This is a genomic window from Caulobacter sp. RHG1 (assembly GCF_013181195.1).
In the GTDB taxonomy this organism is placed as follows: domain Bacteria; phylum Pseudomonadota; class Alphaproteobacteria; order Caulobacterales; family Caulobacteraceae; genus Caulobacter.
Window position 1 is genome coordinate 1 of the sequence record NZ_SMZP01000012.1, and the last position, 14498, is coordinate 14498.

Consider the following 14498-nt stretch of genomic DNA (forward strand, 5'->3'; position numbering starts at 1 on the left):
CGCGCCCGCCCGTCGCCCGACTGCCAAGGCCCTGAAACCCTGACGTGACAGGAGGTCCCCTCCCCGTCATCCTGCCCAGGCCCTTCGTCGCACTTCAGTTAGAACCCACACAGCTCCAACGCCTGCTGAAAGGTCATCCAGTAGGGGGAGGCAAAGCCGCGCTCTTGGCTGGCGCCCCACAGCATCACGACGTTGATCCCGCGATAGGGCTCGCCGTTGAAGCGCAGGGGTCGCAGCGATCCGCCCGCCGAGCGCCAGGGTTGCTCCCAAGGCTTGGTTCCGGCTTCCAGGGCCTTGATGATCTGGTCGGTGACATGTTGGTGGACGTCGAAACGCTCGGTCGGCGCGGCCTTGGTGGCGGCGGTCTTGCGGCTCTTGGAGGTAGGGGCTTTGGTCATGTCCGGGCTCCGTCTCTAAGGCTGAAGAATACATCTTTATGTTTTCCGACACCCGAAGATAAAGATGTTTTCTTGCCCTTGTCGTCTTGGGTTGGCTCGCTTCTTTTGCGATCCAACCGGCTAGGCCGGCGCCAATGAGCCGGGGGTAGCAAGGGGGCGGCCGAGGCGAGGGAGGGGGATCGCCCGACCTGCACGACCAGAGGGAGGAAGGTGGGGGACACCCTCGCCTCGGGTCGAAGACTTCACCGCCCCCACGCGAGGGGCAAAGCCCCTTAGCGACCAAATTTGAGGGGAGGGCGGGCCGCAGGCCCGCGCCGTATCGGCAGGGTTTGCACGTGCAAACTGTCCCCTGACCTCAAACGCACGGGAGCGGGTTTGCACGTGCAAACCCGCTCCGGAAGATGGCCGGGGCGCAAGGCCCCGGCTCTGGCTTTATGGCTATTCGGCCGCCATCGGCGCCTCATCCTCATCCCAAGGCGCGGCGTCCAAGTCCTCGTCACCTTCGCCGTCAAAGCCCAGGCCCTCCATCGCTTCGTCGTCCTGGACGATCTCACGCGGGCGAAGGATGGTCGGCAGCCAGCCCTTGCCGTCCAAGCGTCGCTCGGCTTCGGCCGCCAGTTCCTGCTTCTTCAGGCCAGCGATGTTCTCGGCCGCCTGGGCGGTTGTGGCTTCCTCGACGGCGGCCACGATCAACGGTTTGGAGATCCGGCCAAAGTAGCCTTGCGCGGTCGGGGTCCACCATTGGGCCATGTCCAGGTCCAGCGCCTTGGCCAGATGATCGGACGCCACTTGGCGCGCGCTCGTCTCGTTCTCGAAGGGCTGCTTGACCGCATCGACCAGCTGGGAGGCGGCATAGGCGACAAGCTCCATGAGCTGGCCCGGTTCGCGGCCCATGAGGAAGGTCCACAGGTCGCCATGGCTGGCGGGCAGCAACAGCGTCATCTGGCCCTTGACCCGCTTGAGCGCCTCGCCCGCCCGGCTGGCCTCGAACCCTTCGGCGTGCTTGCGCGGATGGTTGGCCGACAGGTCGGCCCGAAGATCGATGGTCGAGGCGGGCGAGGAGCGATGACCCGCGCCGTAGTGGGTGAGCAGCAGCAGCGAATGAACGACCGCCACGAAGGCGACGTCATGACGCTCGATCAGCGCGGCCCGAAGCGCCGCCGTCCTGTGAGCCGTCAGGTCCAGCACCAGTTTGTCGGGCAGGGCGCCCACGGGCTTCTTGGTCCGCTCGCGCGTGACGCTGCTTCCGCCTTCCGTGGCCTTGCCGTCCAGCTTGCGCAACGCCTTGGTGTCGGCCCCCGGCTTGGCGCACCCCCGCTCGATCCGCAGCGACCCGTCGTCGGCGATGGTGACGATGGCCCCGGTGATCGCCTTGACCTCGGGCGCATAGACCTCCTCGCCTGAGCTTTCGAGCGCGTAGAGTTCATCCTCGATCTGGCTGATGCGTTCGGCCGCTTCGTCGGTCTCGGCCTCGGCCTCCTCCAGCGCCCGCATCTCGGCGGTCAGGGCCTCGATCTGGGAAAGAACCTCGGGGGTCAGAGGCGCGACCGTGGGGTAGGCCCGCCCAAAAGTCTGGGACAGGCTGTAGTCGAAGCGAAGGGTGGTCTCCACCCAGGACCAGCCTTCCGGCTCCAACGTCTTGGCCTGCGCCTCAAGGGCATCGGTGGCCAGTCGTTCCAGCAGGGTCAGATCGGTGATGTAGCCTGCATCATCGACCTGGGCGAAGAGGTCCTGACTGACCTCGCCGCCAGCGGCGCGATAGGCGTCCAGCCCGACGAACTTGGCTGTGGCGTTGTTCTGGCTGCTGACCCGCCCACCGACGATACGCTGCTTGACGCGGTAGGCCTGACGGTCGTGTTCGGGGAAGTCGAAATAGGCTGCTTCCTGGGCCGCCTGATCGTCGGTCAGGGTGAAGGCCGCCATGTGGTCCAGGTTGATTTCATCGGCGCGGAAGAGGGCCATGAGGCGCGGCGAGACCGTCGCCAGCTTAAGCCGCCGCTCCACAATCCGGGGAGCGATCGAATAGCGCTCGGCGATCTCCGAGACGGTCTTGCCGGTCTGGCTGAGGGCATGGAAGGCGGCGAACTGGTCGGCCGGATGCGGAGCCAGTCGCACGGCGTTTTCAGCGATACTCTCCTCAAGCGCGGTCGCCTCGTCAGGGCAGACGACGCACGGCACCAGGAACGAGCGGGGGATGGCCTTGCGCGCGGCCAAGACGCTCAGCGCCCTCAGGCGTCGCCCGCCGACATGGACCTCGAACAGGCCCGTGGCCTTGCCGTCCTTCTGCTGGGCGGTGACCCGCAGGTTTTGCAGCACCGTCTTGGTAGCGCCGATGTCGGCCACCAGATCGCCCACTTCGACTTCGCCCTGACGCATGTTGTTGGGCGACAGAACCAGCTTGGAGAGTTGGATTTCACGAACGGTCATCGGTTGAACTCCGTCTTGGGGTTGGGGTCGATGCTTTGCGCATCTACCCCTGCCCGCCGGCGAGGCTGGGGGTAGCAACCGGGGGACGGACGGGGGGAGGGGGATCACCCGGCCTGCACGCAGCGAAGCGAAGGAAGGCCGGGGACACCCCCCGTTCGGTCGTAGCGAAGCGCAGACTTTATCCCCCGGGCGCGAGGGGCGACCGCCCCTCAGCCAACCGCCACGCTACGCGTGGCTACCAAGGTGAAGTTTCGTGCAACGAGACGCCGAAACATGTGTAGGTGGAGCTGCTGGGAGCGGCCTTGAACGCGCTCAAACCGACATCAAATGGTGGGCGCCATCAACAATACGGGGACCGACCAAGCGATGCAGGACAACGCCTACACCTTTCTGGGAAACTCGAAGGCCGGCGCGACCCTCTTCATGGACATTGCGGTTTTCGAAGACGACGAGATGGCCAAGCGCCACGCCCTTCAGCTGCTCAAGGATCACGACAGCGGCGAAGCGGTGGAGGTTTGGCGCTCCAGCCTCCTGATCGCGAAAATCCCGCGCGCCGCGATTTCAGGGCCCGCCGCCGAGGGCGGCTAGCAAGCCGCGGCTTGCCGTGCGCGAAGCGCGGCCCTGATCGATTTGCACATGCAAACTCACCGCGCTCTGGATGGCCAGAACTCCACCGCGCACGGCGACAGCTTAAGTCGCTGCCGCCTTGGCGGTCCTCGCTTGCTCTGTGGGGGAGCCGCTCGGCCCGCCATCCCCGTGGATTTCTGGCCAGGCCGAGTCTAGCGGTTCCTCTCGGCAAGAGTGGGGTCGGTAGGGGAGGGGGCCTGATTGTGGGCGGCGTTTCGCCAGGCCTGCTCCTTGGAGACCTCGACGATCGTCCGCCCGGCCCGCAGGTGCTCGGCGACCTGGTGGCGGGCCTTGTCCAGCAGCCGCGCTCGGGCCTCGGCGTCATGGGCCATGGCCGATCCGATGACGGCGGCGATCTTGTCCAGGTTCGCCCAGGCCGCCTGGAAGCTCCCGTCGCCACTGGCCAGCGCCGCCTCCCGGCTCATGGCCAAGAACTGCGCGGCCCGTTCAGGGCCGCGACCGTTTTCGGCCAGCTGCAGGGTCTGGATCCGCGCCAGGATCAACTGCGCCATCGGCGCGGTGTTGGCCGCCTCAAAGCCGATCCGCGAGGCCTCGTACCAGGCAGCCTGGTCTTCGGGCCGGATCGCAAATTCAAAGCCCGCCCGTTCGGCCACGCCGCCGAGCCACACCCGCTGCACGCGGCCATTGCCTTCGATGAACGGATGGGCGGCGTTGATCTCGGTGATGAACTCCGCCGACTTGGCCGCGAAGGCTTCGGCGCCCAGTCCCTTCAGCTCCCGGGCCGCGCGAAAGGCGGAAAACTGCTTTTCCATCCACGGCCCGATCTGCTCGGGCGGCGCGAACGGGGTGGGGCCGCGCCCCGTCGTATAGGTCCGCTCTTGCCCGGCCCACGCATAGAGGTCCTGGAAGAGATGGTGATGGATCGCCTTGAACCCGGCATAGGTCGGCTCGCCCGCGAGCGCGGGCATGCCTTCTTCGATCCGCGTATCGGTGAAGAGGCGCTCGGCGGCGTCGAGCGAGGCTGCATCACGCAAGCCAAGCTCGTTCACCAGAACGCGGCTGTCAGGGTAGAAGACGCGCTCGAACGCGGCGCGCTCGGCCGCCTTGCGGTCGCTCACTAGGCCTTCTGGGCGAAGTAACCGCGCAGGGCGTCACGCTTCTGAGCCGGGGTTTTGCCCTCCGCGTCCAGGCGCGCCATCAGCTGGTCGGCCTGGGGATCGCGGCGCACGCCTTCGATGTCGTTGCTCGCGCTCATCTGCTCGCGGCGCCAAGCCACGTCTGCGGGATCGGATGAGGACCAACGGCCCATGGCGAAACTCCTTCGAACACCGCTCAATATAGCATCGGGGAGGGGAGGGGGCCAGTCCGGGGGACTGGCCCGTCCGGGTCAATATTCGCTGGCCAGCATGATGGTCACAACGCGCCGGGTCAGCTCCGTGCTCCACTTGACCGGCGAGTGCTCGTCACGGTCGGGGTGATAGTAGTCGATCTTCCAAAACAGTCGCTCGCCCCATAGCTCCAGCACCCCAAAGTCGCGCTCGCCATAGGGGTCGCCGCCCTCGTCGAACGATGCGTACCGGGCCAGCGCCAAGGCCAGGGCCTGGCCGCGATCCTCTTCGACCCCGCCCTCGGCCAGCAGCGCCGCCGCGCCCCCGTCGCCAGCCACGAGGCATTGACCGTGCGCGGCGCCTTGCGGGCCAGATCGTTGAGACGGGCGGTCTCGGCGGTGCGTTCGGCGTCGGTGGAAAAGAGCTGGGTCATCTGGGTCTCCAAGGGTTGGATGCCTTGCGCATCAACCCCTGCCCGCCGGCGAGGCGGGGGTAGCAAGGGGACGACCGGGGGAGGGGAGGGGGATCGCCCGACCTGCACGCCACCGGCGGAAGGTGGGGGACACCCCAAGGCCGGTCTTCCGCGCGCGAGGGGCCAGGCCCCTTAGCCACGCCTCAATGAGGATCCGTGGCCGACGAGGCCTCCGCCACGACGATCGTCCCGACCAGCTCCAGGAGCTGGCGCACGGTCTCGCAGGCGGCCGGGACGTTGATAAGCGCCAAGAGCTGCTCGGCCTGGCTCTGGATGGCGTGGCGCTGATAGGCGGGGCCAAGGACCTGGGCGATCGCTTCCAGATCGGCAGGGATGTCGCGCAAGCCCGCGCGACGGGCGCAGCGGAGCGCCTTGCGCAGGTCGTGGCGGATGTGACGACGGTTCCAGTCGTCGGTCAGGCCCCGCCACAGCAGGAAGGCCTTGAGCGAAAGCTCGATGGCGATCGCGAAATCGTAGAGCGCATGGTCGGGATAGAGCGCGCCGGTCGCGTCGCCGCTTCGGAAGAAGCCGCCGGCGTTGCGAAGGAAGACGCGCGCCAGCTGGCGGTCAGGACTCGGACGGTTCGGGCGCACACCCATCAATCCAGACCCGCCAGCGCCTTGATGTCGGCGATCGCCCGTTTGACCATGCCGTGGGTCATCTCGTGATCGTCCGGATAGAGCAGGGTCATCACGATCATCAGATTGGCGACGACGCCCTCGACGCTGGTGGCCGCCGCCGTCGGCAAGGTGTCCAGGATCGTTTCGCTTTCGGCCTCAAGCTGGTCTAGCCGAGCGCTGATTTCGCCAAGCCGTCCGCCCTCACGGATCGCCGTGCGCTCCTGCGTCGACAGCTCGCCCCAGCCATCGGACTTCATGAACCGGCCTTCCAACTGGCCCCAGGCCAGCATCAGACGGTTTCGCTCCGCGTCGACCTTTAGCCAATGCTGGCTGATCGCGATGATCGGATCGACCGGCGCGCCGCTCGGCGCTGCGGCGAGAACGGGAGTGGCGGAGACGCCGACGAGGATGGCGCGGCGGGAGAGGGCAGGCAGGCGCGCGACCGCGTCTCCCGCCTTGCGACGTGAGGCCATGGCTTGAACTCATCTGTTCACTTAAGAACAAATTGCTACCACGCCCACGATAGCTTGGACAACTTTAAATGCTCCGTACTGAACATTTTATGTTCTCCCTATGCTGCTGACCGCCGGGCAGATCAGGGCGGCGCGGGCGCTGCTGGACTGGAGCCAGCCCCAGTTGGCGGAGGCTGCCGGCCTGTCGTTGATGAGCATCCGGCGCATGGAGGACCCGAGGATCGGAACCGCCCAGCGGGCGGCCGCCAACGTCGAAGCTGTTCGCGCGGCGTTGGACGTCGCCGGCGTCGTCTTCCTGGAAGCGGGCGATCACGGCGGACCAGGGCTGCGGCTGAAAGCCTGACCTGACGCCCGCGAGGGGAACCCGGAGTCGCTGGCGCCGGTTGGGGTGGAAAGGAGATTTCCATGTCCGACGACAAGACCAAGACCGGCCCGCAAGACGCCTCCAAGATCAGCCTGAGCGAGGACTATGAGGTCCGCTATTGGAGCGACAAGTTCGGCGTCTCGCGCGATGAACTCGAGCGGGCGGTCAAGGCGGCCGGCAATGGCGCTGACGCCGTGCAGGCCTACCTGCAACGCGGCGCGCACTGACCATGCCCGGGCGGTCCGCTCAACACCCGCGGCCGGGCCGCCCCCAACACGCTTTGATGATCTCGCTTGCGGCGGTGACGCTCTTTAGCGCCACTGCCGTGGAGGCCCTGGGCGATGGAACACGGCCAGGCGCGGGAGCACCCCTGTGCAGCTCGCGATGACCACGATCGCCCTGCGCGCCGGCGCGCCGATCAAGGCCAAGCGCCCCATCCTTGGCCGGCTGCGGCGTCTGGTCGCCTACCTGCGTCGCTCGACGACAGGGGAGGGGGCCGGCTCGCCGTACGGCCCGCTGAGCGTCGGCGCGCTGATCGGCCAGCTGCAACGGTTCGATCCGGACATGCGCGTGATCATGCCCGGCGACATCGAAGATTGGTCGGACGTCTACGAGGCGGACCTGGATATCTTCTCGCCGCAGCGCCGCTATCCCCAACTGCTCGAACTGGCCGACGACGGTGACCCAAAGGCGATCCTGGTCGTCAGGCTCTTCGGGGCGCCGGACGGCGACTAGGCGTCGCTTCAATCACGCACGGGGCGTTGCGGGGCAGGCTGTGCTAAAAGTCGCAGCCGCCACGATCATATCGCAGCCGCTCAGGCGGCGCGGAGCGCCTCGATCAGCGGACAGCCTGGATCCTGCCCCGCGTCGCAAGCCCGCACCGAGTCGGCCAGCACCCGCTCCATCCGCTTCAGGTCGGCGATGCGCGTGCGCACGTCTTTCAGATGCGATGCGGCGAGGTTGCGCACCTCGGCGCAGGACGCGTGCCCGCCGCCTGCAAGGCCCAGCAGGGCGCGCACCTCGTCCAGCGTGAAGCCCAGCTCGCGGGCCCGTCGCACGAAGCCGAGGCGGCCCACGTCGTCCGCGCCATAGCTCCGGTAGCGGCCCCGCCGGGGCGGGGCCGGCATCAGGCCGATCCGCTCGTAGTAGCGGATCGTTTCGATGTTGCAGCCCGTGCGCCGGGACAGTTCGCCAATCGGAATCGCGGTATCCGCCATGCTGTTCGCGCCTCTCAATTTTGGGCTTGAGTCTGTAGTCGCTACAGATCGTATGTAGTGATCCTCAGCCCCCACGGGCAAGCTGCAGTCCTGATTGTAGCGTCGCTCTGACGGTTCCACGAAGTCGCCGAGGCTATTGCGATGCCCATCCAGAATCCCCTCACCCGCGCGGCCGACAAGGCGGGCGTCATCGGCTCGATCGTCACCGCCATGGGCTGCGCGGCGTGCTTCCCGGCTCTTGCGAGCCTTGGCGCCGCGCTGGGCCTCGGGTTTCTGAGCCAGTACGAAGGCGTCTTTATTCGTTACCTCCTGCCGCTGTTCGCCGTGATCGCCCTCGTCGCCAACGTGGTCGGCGGACTTCGCCATCGCCGGTGGCCGCGAATGGCGCTGAGCGTCATCGGGCCGATCTTGGTGCTGGCGGCGGCTTTGCTCATGGCCACCCGCGGTTGGCCGACGGCGTGGCTCCTCTATCCCGGACTGACCTTGATGGTGGTCGTCGCGATCTGGGATCTCGCTGCACCGCCTCGCAATGCGCCCGCGCCACCCCGCGAAAGGGCTGTTTCCTAACGTGATGGCGGAGTTGATCGGAAGGAGAGTCGACTTGTCAGAACCCAAAAGCGGCCGCAGTGCGTTGGCGCTAGGAGGCGTAGCCGCCATTCTGGCATCGACCTGTTGCCTCGGCCCGCTCGTCTTGGTCGCCCTCGGGTTCAGCGGCGCCTGGATCGGCAACCTGACCGCGCTGGAACCGTATCGTCCGTTGTTCATCGGCGCAGCGCTGATCGCCATGGTCTTCGCCTACCGCCGAATCTTTCGCCCGGCCCGCGCCTGCGAGCCCGGCGAAGTCTGCGCCGTGCCCACGGTCAGGACCACCTACAAGGTCATCTTCTGGGCGGTCGCAGCGCTCGTCCTTGTCGCGCTGGCGTTCCCCTACGTCCTGCCCCTGTTCTACTGAAAGGAAGTCCCCATGAAGACGCTCGTCTCCCTGATCGCCCTGATGGGCGCGCTCAGCTCGCCCGCGTGGGCCGCGACGAAGACGGTCACCCTGGCGGTGCCCGGCATGACCTGCGCGGCCTGCCCGATAACCGTCAAGACGGCGCTTGCCAAGGTCGACGGCGTCGAGAAAACCGAGGTCAGCTTCGAAAAGCGCGAGGCCGTCGTCTCCTACGATGACGCCAAGACCACGGTCGCCGCCCTGACCAAGGCGACGGCGGGCGCGGGCTACCCGTCCACCGTGAAGCGCTGAGGAGCCTGCCCCGTGACCGCCGCGATCGCCCTGCGCATTGACGGAATGACCTGCGACTCGTGCGCCACGCACGTGAGGGAGGCGTTGGAGCGCGTCCCAGGCGTGCGCTCGGCCGCCGTCTCCTATCTGAAGGCGCGCGCGGAGATCGCGGCCGATGCGGGGGTTAGCTCCGAGGCCCTTGCGGCCACGGTCGCGACGCTCGGCTATCGCGCCTCGGTCGCCGACGCGGGCGGCGCGCAACGCGGCGCCGGCGGCGTCCCGCTGCACATCGCCGTCATCGGCAGCGGCGGCGCGGCGATGGCGGCGGCGCTGAAAGCCGTCGAGCAGGGCGCGAAGGTCACCCTTGTCGAGCGCGGCGTCATTGGCGGAACCTGCGTCAACGTCGGCTGCGTGCCGTCCAAGATCATGATCCGCGCGGCGCATATCGCCCATCTACGTCGCGAAAGCCCGTTCGATGACGGGATCGGGGCCTGTACGCCAGCGATCCTGCGCGAGCAGCTGCTGGCCCAGCAGCAGGCGCGCGTCGATGAGCTGCGGCAGGCGAAATACGAGACCATCCTGGCCGACACCCCGTCCATCACGGTGCTGCGCGGCGAGGCCCGCTTCGCGGACGCCCACAGCCTGCTCGTGCGCCAGTCCGACGGGGTCGAGCAACATGTGACCTTCGAACGCTGCCTAATCGCCACCGGCGCCAGCCCGGCCGAGCCGCCCATTCTGGGGTTGTCGGATACGCCGTACTGGACCTCGACGGAGGCCCTTGAGAGCGAGACCCTCCCATCGCGCCTAGCGGTGATCGGCTCATCGGTCGTCGCTGTCGAACTGGCCCAGGCCTTCGCTCGGCTCGGCAGCAAGGTGACGATCCTGGCGCGCCATACCCTGTTCTTCCGTGAGGACCCGGCCATCGGCGAGGCGGTCACGGCCGCCTTCCGCGCCGAGGGCATCGAGGTGCTGGAGCACACCCAGGCGAGCAAGGTCGCCTACGCCGATGGCGAGTTCGTCCTCGCCACCGGCCAGGGCGAACTGCGCGTGGACAAGCTGCTCGTCGCGACGGGCCGGGCGCCCAACACCCGGACGCTTGTCCTGGAGGCGGCCGGCGTCGCCGTCAACGCGCAGGGCGGCGTCGTGATCGACACGGCCATGCGCAGCAGCACGCCGCACATCTACGCCGCCGGCGACTGCACAGACCAGCCTCAGTTCGTCTATGTCGCGGCGGCGGCCGGAACCCGGGCGGCGATCAACATGACCGGCGGTGAGGCCGCCTTGGACCTGGCCACGATGCCGGCGGTCGTGTTCAGCGATCCGCAGGTCGCCACGGTCGGGCTCAGCGAGGCGGAGGCCCACCGCGCCGGGATCGAGACCGACAGCCGGCTCCTGACCTTGGACAACGTCCCGCGCGCGCTCGCCAACTTTGACACCCGCGGCTTCATCAAGCTGGTCGCCGAAGCTGGTAGCGGCCGGCTCATTGGCGTCCAGGCGGTGACGCCGGAGGCGGGCGAGATCATCCAGACGGCCGCGCTCGCCATCCGGGCGCGCATGACCGTCGGCGAGCTGGGCGACCAGCTGTTCCCCTATCTGACCATGGTGGAAGGCCTGAAGCTCGCGGCCCAGACCTTCTCCAAGGATGTGAAACAGCTTTCCTGCTGCGCCGGTTGAAGGTTCAGTTTGGGTGGCGAGCGGAGCGCGCGTGATGACGACGCCCACCTCACACGCTGAAGCCACCGGATGGCCCGCCGTCGAGTTTCGAGGCGGCGTGATCATCCCAGACTGGGGAGCGGTCACGACACCACAGGCCCAAAACGCCCTGAGGGCCGTCGTCGAGGCCTTCATCGGCCCCAAGTGGGATGGGCTGGATGAGACCGAGAGCCGAATCCACGGCATCGTCCTGAGCGCCTACGCCATGAGCGGGCACGCTCCGGAGGCCGCGGACGTCGCCGCCGGGGCCGGACTCGCCATCGCTGAGACCGACAGCGTGCTGCGGCGTCTGGCCGGGCGCGACCTCCTCATTCTCAACGTTGCCGGCCGGATAGGCGGCGCCTATCCGTTCACCGATGGTCCGACTGAGCATCACGTCGAGACCGGCGGGCTCTCCGTGGGCGCCATGTGCGCCATCGACGCGCTCGGCGTCGGGGCGATGCTGGAGCGCGACATCACCGTCCGCTCGGCGTGCCGTCAGTGCGCCCGTGCGCTCGCCATCCACACACGGAGCCACGGCCGCCAACTGGATCAGGTCGAGCCTTCGGGGATCGTCGTCTGGTCCGGCCATCGCTACGCCGCCGGTTGCGCGGCGTCTTCGCTCTGCACCCTGCAGGCCTTCTTCTGCGATGACGCTCACCTGGAGACCTGGCGCACGAACAGCCTGGCCGCCGGTCAGGACGGGGTGCGCCTGAGCCTGTCCGAAGCGCTGGAGGTCGGCCGCGCGATCTTCGCGCCGATGCGGATGGAGTTGCGGCCATGGCCTACGACCTGATCGTCATCGGCAGCGGCACGGCGGCCCAGGTTGCCGTTGCGAAGGTCCGCGCCGCCGGCTGGTCCGTCGCCGTGATCGATCACCGGCCGTTCGGCGGCACGTGCGCGCTCCGCGGCTGCGATCCCAAGAAGATGCTGGTAAGCGGCGAGGAAGCGATCGACGCGGCCAGGCGCATGGCCGGGCATGGCGTCGAAGGCGCCCTAGCGATCGACTGGCCCGGCCTGATGGGGTTCAAGCGGACCTTCACCGATCCCATTCCCGCCAAACAAGAACATCGCTACGCCGAGTTGGGCGTCGACGCCGTCCACGGGCTCGCCCGCTTCGCCGCCCCAGACACGATCGAGGTGGACGGCCGGACCTTGCAGGCCCGCCACGTGCTGATCGCTACCGGGGCGCGGCCGATCCCGCTTGGCATCCCGGGCGAGGGACTGGTCGTCACGAGCGACACCTTCATGGAGCTTGAACGCCTCCCGCGCCGGATCGTGCTGATCGGCGGCGGCTACGTCGCCGCCGAATTCTCGCACCTGGCGGCGCGCGCCGGGGCCGAGGTCACCATCCTGCAACGGCCTGCGCGGCTGCTGCCGAATTTCGATCCCGACCTGGTCGGCTGGCTCATGCCGCGCTTCCATGAACTCCGCATCGCCGTCGAGACCGGCGCTACGGTCACCCGTGTCGAGCCGGTCCAGGGCGGCCTGCTAGTCCATGCCAGCCGTCCGGGCGCGCCGGACCTCGCTGTCCCGGCCGAACTGGTGGTGCACGCCGCAGGCCGCGGGCCCGACCTCGACGCATTGGACCTCGCGGCGGGCCAGGTCACCGTGCGCGACGGCCGCATGCAGCTAAACGACCATCTGCAAAGCGTCTCCAACCCGCGGGTCTATGCCGCTGGCGACGCGGCCGGCGTCGGGCCGCCCCTGACGCCGGTCTCCAGCCACGACGCCAGGGTGGTGGCCGCCAACCTGTTGGACGGCACGTCGCGCAAGCCGGACTATCGCGGGGTCCCGAGCGTTGCCTTCACCGTGCCGCCGATCGCCGCAGTCGGACTCTCGGAGGCGGAGGCCCGTCGCCGCGGGCTGGTGTTCCGCATCAACGCCGCCTCGACGCCGGACTGGTTCACCGCCCGCCGCTTGGCCGAGCGGGTCTACGGCCACAAGGTGCTGATCGAGGAGCACAGTGACCTGGTCCTCGGCGCGCATCTTGTGGGGCCGGGCGCCGACGAGGTGATCAACCTCTTCGGCCTGGCGATCCGCCACGGCCTGACCGCCGCCGACCTTCGCTCCACCATGTTCGCCTATCCGACCGGCGCATCGGACCTGGGTTACATGCTGTAGCGCTCGCCAATGCCTTAGACTGAAGGCCCTCGGCCGATGTAGGAAAATCTCAGTGTACGAACGCAAGACTGTGACTACGTCTGTCCGAGAGGCGCGAACACTACTAGAATCTACACCTGATTAAGGCCTGCCCTGAGGTGTTCGTGAGCTTTATCGAAGGAACAGAACGCGGTCAGGCCAGCCTGCTTCCGCCTTGCCTCGACGATTATGTCGCCCCGGACGCGCTCGTGCGCATCGTCGATGCGTTCGTCGCCAGTCTCGACCTGACTGAACTGGGTTTTGGCCGCACCGTCGCCGCGTCCACCGGCCGTCCTGGTTACCGCCCGGGCGACATGCTCAGGCTCTATATCTGGGGCTATCTCAACCAGCTCCGATCCTCGCGCCATCTGGAACGCGCATGCACTCGCGACCTTGAAGCGCTCTGGTTGCTCCGCCGATTGGCCCCAGACTACCGCACGATCGCCGCCTTCCGGCACGACAACCCGGAAGCCATCATCGCTTCGAGCGCCGCCTTTATTCAGTTCTGCAGGGAAGCCGGCCTGATCAGCGGCCGTCTCGTCGCGCTGGATGGGACCAAGATGCGCGCGGTCGCCAGCTCCAAGAATATCGCCGGCGCAGATCGGCTTGCGCGCGACCTGGCGCACACGGAAAAGGAGATCGGCTACTACCTGGACCGGCTCGACATCATGGACGAGGCGTCGGCCAAGGGCTTCGACGATCAGCCGAAGCACCGCCAGGCGTTTACGGATGCAATCGCCGCTCTGCGCCGCCGAAAGGATCGTCTTGTGCGCCGCCAGCAGGTTTTGGCGGATCGCGATGAGAAGGTGCTCGTTTTCGGCGAGCCTGACGCCAAGCCTATGGGCTACGGCCGCGCGCCCAAGTTCCCTGCGTACAACATGCAAAGCGTCGTCGATGTCGACAGCGGACTGATCATTCATCACGACGTCGCCAACGAGGCGAACGACAGCCAACTCCTTCACCCCATGTCGCTGGCGGCGATGGAGGTGTTGGAGATCGACCGGCTCAAAATCCTGGCCGATGGCGGCTACTCGAACGCCCAGGCTGTCGCCGAATGTGAGCGTGACAACATCGAGGTGGCTGCGCCGATCAAGCGTGGCGCGATGAGCTCCGACTTCTTCCGGCCGATCCAGTTTACCTACGATGAAGTGTCCGACACCATCCGATGTCCGGCCGGCGAGACCCTGAGGCCGTCGGGCAAGCACACGCGCAACCGCGCCATCCGATACCGAACGTCCACGTGCAAGGACTGTCGACTGAAATCCCGATGCACGCCCGGCGCCCAGAGGACGATCCATCGACTTTTCGATCAGGCGGCCCTCGATCGGATGGAGGCTAGGATCTACGCCGATCCGAGCTTGATGGTGACGCGCCGATGTACTGTTGAGCACCCGTTCGGCACGATTAAGCGAATGTCGGGCGGCGGCAGATTCCTCACACGAGGGCTCAGAGCGGTGAAAGCGGAGGCCGCGCTCTCGATCTTGGCTTTCAACATCCTCCACGCGGTGAACGCCTTCGGTGCGGAGCGTCTAACGCCAGCGGCCTGAGCCGCACG

General features: G+C 67.4%; 19 protein-coding genes. 11 read left to right on the forward strand and 8 right to left on the reverse strand.

The annotated features are described in order from the left end of the window. Window positions 1-98: 98 nt before the first annotated feature. Together E1H18_RS25510 and E1H18_RS25515 are read right to left on the reverse strand one after the other, a co-directional pair. Window positions 99-398, reverse strand: a complete 300-nt coding sequence (locus E1H18_RS25510) for an ArdC-like ssDNA-binding domain-containing protein (protein ID WP_172274839.1) — start codon at window positions 396-398, stop codon at window positions 99-101. A gap of 438 nt (window positions 399-836) precedes the next feature. Further along, a complete protein-coding gene (locus tag E1H18_RS25515) occupies window positions 837-2825 on the reverse strand; it encodes a ParB/RepB/Spo0J family partition protein (protein ID WP_172274841.1) in 1989 nt (662 codons plus the stop codon). Window positions 2826-3191: 366 nt separating this feature from the next. Between E1H18_RS25515 and E1H18_RS25520 the strand changes: the two genes are divergently transcribed. Then, entirely contained in the window at window positions 3192-3413 is a 222-nt protein-coding gene (locus E1H18_RS25520) for a hypothetical protein (protein ID WP_172274843.1), read from the forward strand. Window positions 3414-3604: 191 nt separating this feature from the next. On the opposite strand, the gene E1H18_RS26430 is transcribed toward E1H18_RS25520, so the two are convergent. The 5 genes from E1H18_RS26430 to E1H18_RS25545 all read right to left on the reverse strand — a co-directional run bounded on the left by E1H18_RS26430 (window position 3605) and on the right by E1H18_RS25545 (window position 6306). Further along, the gene (locus tag E1H18_RS26430; RefSeq protein ID WP_194248201.1) at window positions 3605-4531 is read right to left on the reverse strand and encodes a Fic family protein; all 927 of its coding nucleotides are present in this window, start codon (window positions 4529-4531) and stop codon (window positions 3605-3607) included. Continuing rightward, a complete protein-coding gene (locus tag E1H18_RS25530) occupies window positions 4531-4722 on the reverse strand; it encodes a hypothetical protein (RefSeq protein ID WP_101714475.1) in 192 nt (63 codons plus the stop codon). Before E1H18_RS25530 ends, E1H18_RS26430 begins: the two co-directional genes overlap by 1 nt. A gap of 78 nt (window positions 4723-4800) precedes the next feature. Beyond that, on the reverse strand, window positions 4801-5079 hold the full coding sequence (locus E1H18_RS25535) for a DUF3768 domain-containing protein (RefSeq protein ID WP_172274845.1): 279 nt from the start codon (window positions 5077-5079) through the stop codon (window positions 4801-4803). A 277-nt stretch (window positions 5080-5356) separates the two neighbouring features. Further along, complete coding sequence (locus E1H18_RS25540; RefSeq protein WP_370526600.1) at window positions 5357-5806, reverse strand: hypothetical protein; 450 nt, start codon at window positions 5804-5806, stop codon at window positions 5357-5359. Between the two features lie 5 nt (window positions 5807-5811). Then, a complete protein-coding gene (locus E1H18_RS25545) occupies window positions 5812-6306 on the reverse strand; it encodes a hypothetical protein (protein ID WP_172274851.1) in 495 nt (164 codons plus the stop codon). Between the two features lie 100 nt (window positions 6307-6406). Here E1H18_RS25545 and E1H18_RS25550 point away from each other — a divergent pair, with 100 nt between their 5' ends. The 3 genes from E1H18_RS25550 (at window position 6407) to E1H18_RS25560 (ending at window position 7405) form a co-directional block, all read left to right on the forward strand. Beyond that, window positions 6407-6649 (forward strand): helix-turn-helix transcriptional regulator, encoded by a 243-nt coding sequence (locus E1H18_RS25550; RefSeq protein ID WP_241736210.1) that lies wholly within the window; start codon window positions 6407-6409, stop codon window positions 6647-6649. 62 nt (window positions 6650-6711) lie between these two features. Continuing rightward, window positions 6712-6897 carry a DUF3606 domain-containing protein gene (locus tag E1H18_RS25555; RefSeq protein WP_172274854.1) on the forward strand — a complete coding sequence of 62 codons (186 nt, stop codon included), beginning with the start codon at window positions 6712-6714 and terminating at the stop codon, window positions 6895-6897. A 145-nt stretch (window positions 6898-7042) separates the two neighbouring features. Further along, window positions 7043-7405, forward strand: coding sequence for a hypothetical protein (locus E1H18_RS25560; protein ID WP_172274856.1), 363 nt, complete (start codon window positions 7043-7045; stop codon window positions 7403-7405). Between the two features lie 80 nt (window positions 7406-7485). On the opposite strand, the gene E1H18_RS25565 is transcribed toward E1H18_RS25560, so the two are convergent. Then, on the reverse strand, window positions 7486-7887 hold the full coding sequence (locus tag E1H18_RS25565; RefSeq protein WP_172274861.1) for a helix-turn-helix domain-containing protein: 402 nt from the start codon (window positions 7885-7887) through the stop codon (window positions 7486-7488). Between the two features lie 141 nt (window positions 7888-8028). Between E1H18_RS25565 and merC the strand changes: the two genes are divergently transcribed. From merC to E1H18_RS25600, 7 genes are all read left to right on the forward strand, one after another. Next, a complete protein-coding gene (merC, locus tag E1H18_RS25570) occupies window positions 8029-8454 on the forward strand; it encodes an organomercurial transporter MerC (RefSeq protein WP_172274863.1) in 426 nt (141 codons plus the stop codon). Between the two features lie 34 nt (window positions 8455-8488). After that, on the forward strand, window positions 8489-8839 hold the full coding sequence (merT, locus tag E1H18_RS25575; RefSeq protein WP_172274866.1) for a mercuric ion transporter MerT: 351 nt from the start codon (window positions 8489-8491) through the stop codon (window positions 8837-8839). A 12-nt stretch (window positions 8840-8851) separates the two neighbouring features. After that, complete coding sequence (gene merP, locus E1H18_RS25580; RefSeq protein WP_172274869.1) at window positions 8852-9130, forward strand: mercury resistance system periplasmic binding protein MerP; 279 nt, start codon at window positions 8852-8854, stop codon at window positions 9128-9130. Between the two features lie 12 nt (window positions 9131-9142). Further along, on the forward strand, window positions 9143-10783 hold the full coding sequence (gene merA / locus E1H18_RS25585; RefSeq protein ID WP_172274872.1) for a mercury(II) reductase: 1641 nt from the start codon (window positions 9143-9145) through the stop codon (window positions 10781-10783). Between the two features lie 34 nt (window positions 10784-10817). Beyond that, complete coding sequence (locus E1H18_RS25590; protein ID WP_172274875.1) at window positions 10818-11597, forward strand: alkylmercury lyase family protein; 780 nt, start codon at window positions 10818-10820, stop codon at window positions 11595-11597. Continuing rightward, window positions 11582-12925, forward strand: coding sequence for an NAD(P)/FAD-dependent oxidoreductase (locus E1H18_RS25595; RefSeq protein WP_172274878.1), 1344 nt, complete (start codon window positions 11582-11584; stop codon window positions 12923-12925). The genes E1H18_RS25590 and E1H18_RS25595 overlap by 16 nt, the downstream gene beginning before the upstream one ends. A gap of 143 nt (window positions 12926-13068) precedes the next feature. After that, on the forward strand, window positions 13069-14490 hold the full coding sequence (locus tag E1H18_RS25600; RefSeq protein WP_172274881.1) for an IS1182 family transposase: 1422 nt from the start codon (window positions 13069-13071) through the stop codon (window positions 14488-14490). The last annotated feature ends 8 nt before the right edge of the window (window positions 14491-14498 follow it).

What these genes read in the sequence shown, in the direction of transcription:
- E1H18_RS25510 (WP_172274839.1), bottom strand. Translation starts at nt 398, where the DNA reads ATGACCAAAGCCCCTACCTCCAAGAGCCGCAAGACCGCCGCCACCAAG.
- E1H18_RS25515 (WP_172274841.1), bottom strand. Translation starts at nt 2,825, where the DNA reads ATGACCGTTCGTGAAATCCAACTCTCCAAGCTGGTTCTGTCGCCCAAC.
- E1H18_RS25520 (WP_172274843.1), top strand. Translation starts at nt 3,192, where the DNA reads ATGCAGGACAACGCCTACACCTTTCTGGGAAACTCGAAGGCCGGCGCG.
- E1H18_RS25530 (WP_101714475.1), bottom strand. Translation starts at nt 4,722, where the DNA reads ATGGGCCGTTGGTCCTCATCCGATCCCGCAGACGTGGCTTGGCGCCGC.
- E1H18_RS25545 (WP_172274851.1), bottom strand. Translation starts at nt 6,306, where the DNA reads ATGGCCTCACGTCGCAAGGCGGGAGACGCGGTCGCGCGCCTGCCTGCC.
- E1H18_RS25550 (WP_241736210.1), top strand. Translation starts at nt 6,407, where the DNA reads ATGCTGCTGACCGCCGGGCAGATCAGGGCGGCGCGGGCGCTGCTGGAC.
- E1H18_RS25555 (WP_172274854.1), top strand. Translation starts at nt 6,712, where the DNA reads ATGTCCGACGACAAGACCAAGACCGGCCCGCAAGACGCCTCCAAGATC.
- E1H18_RS25565 (WP_172274861.1), bottom strand. Translation starts at nt 7,887, where the DNA reads ATGGCGGATACCGCGATTCCGATTGGCGAACTGTCCCGGCGCACGGGC.
- merC (WP_172274863.1), top strand. Translation starts at nt 8,029, where the DNA reads ATGCCCATCCAGAATCCCCTCACCCGCGCGGCCGACAAGGCGGGCGTC.
- merP (WP_172274869.1), top strand. Translation starts at nt 8,852, where the DNA reads ATGAAGACGCTCGTCTCCCTGATCGCCCTGATGGGCGCGCTCAGCTCG.
- E1H18_RS25590 (WP_172274875.1), top strand. Translation starts at nt 10,818, where the DNA reads ATGACGACGCCCACCTCACACGCTGAAGCCACCGGATGGCCCGCCGTC.
- E1H18_RS25595 (WP_172274878.1), top strand. Translation starts at nt 11,582, where the DNA reads ATGGCCTACGACCTGATCGTCATCGGCAGCGGCACGGCGGCCCAGGTT.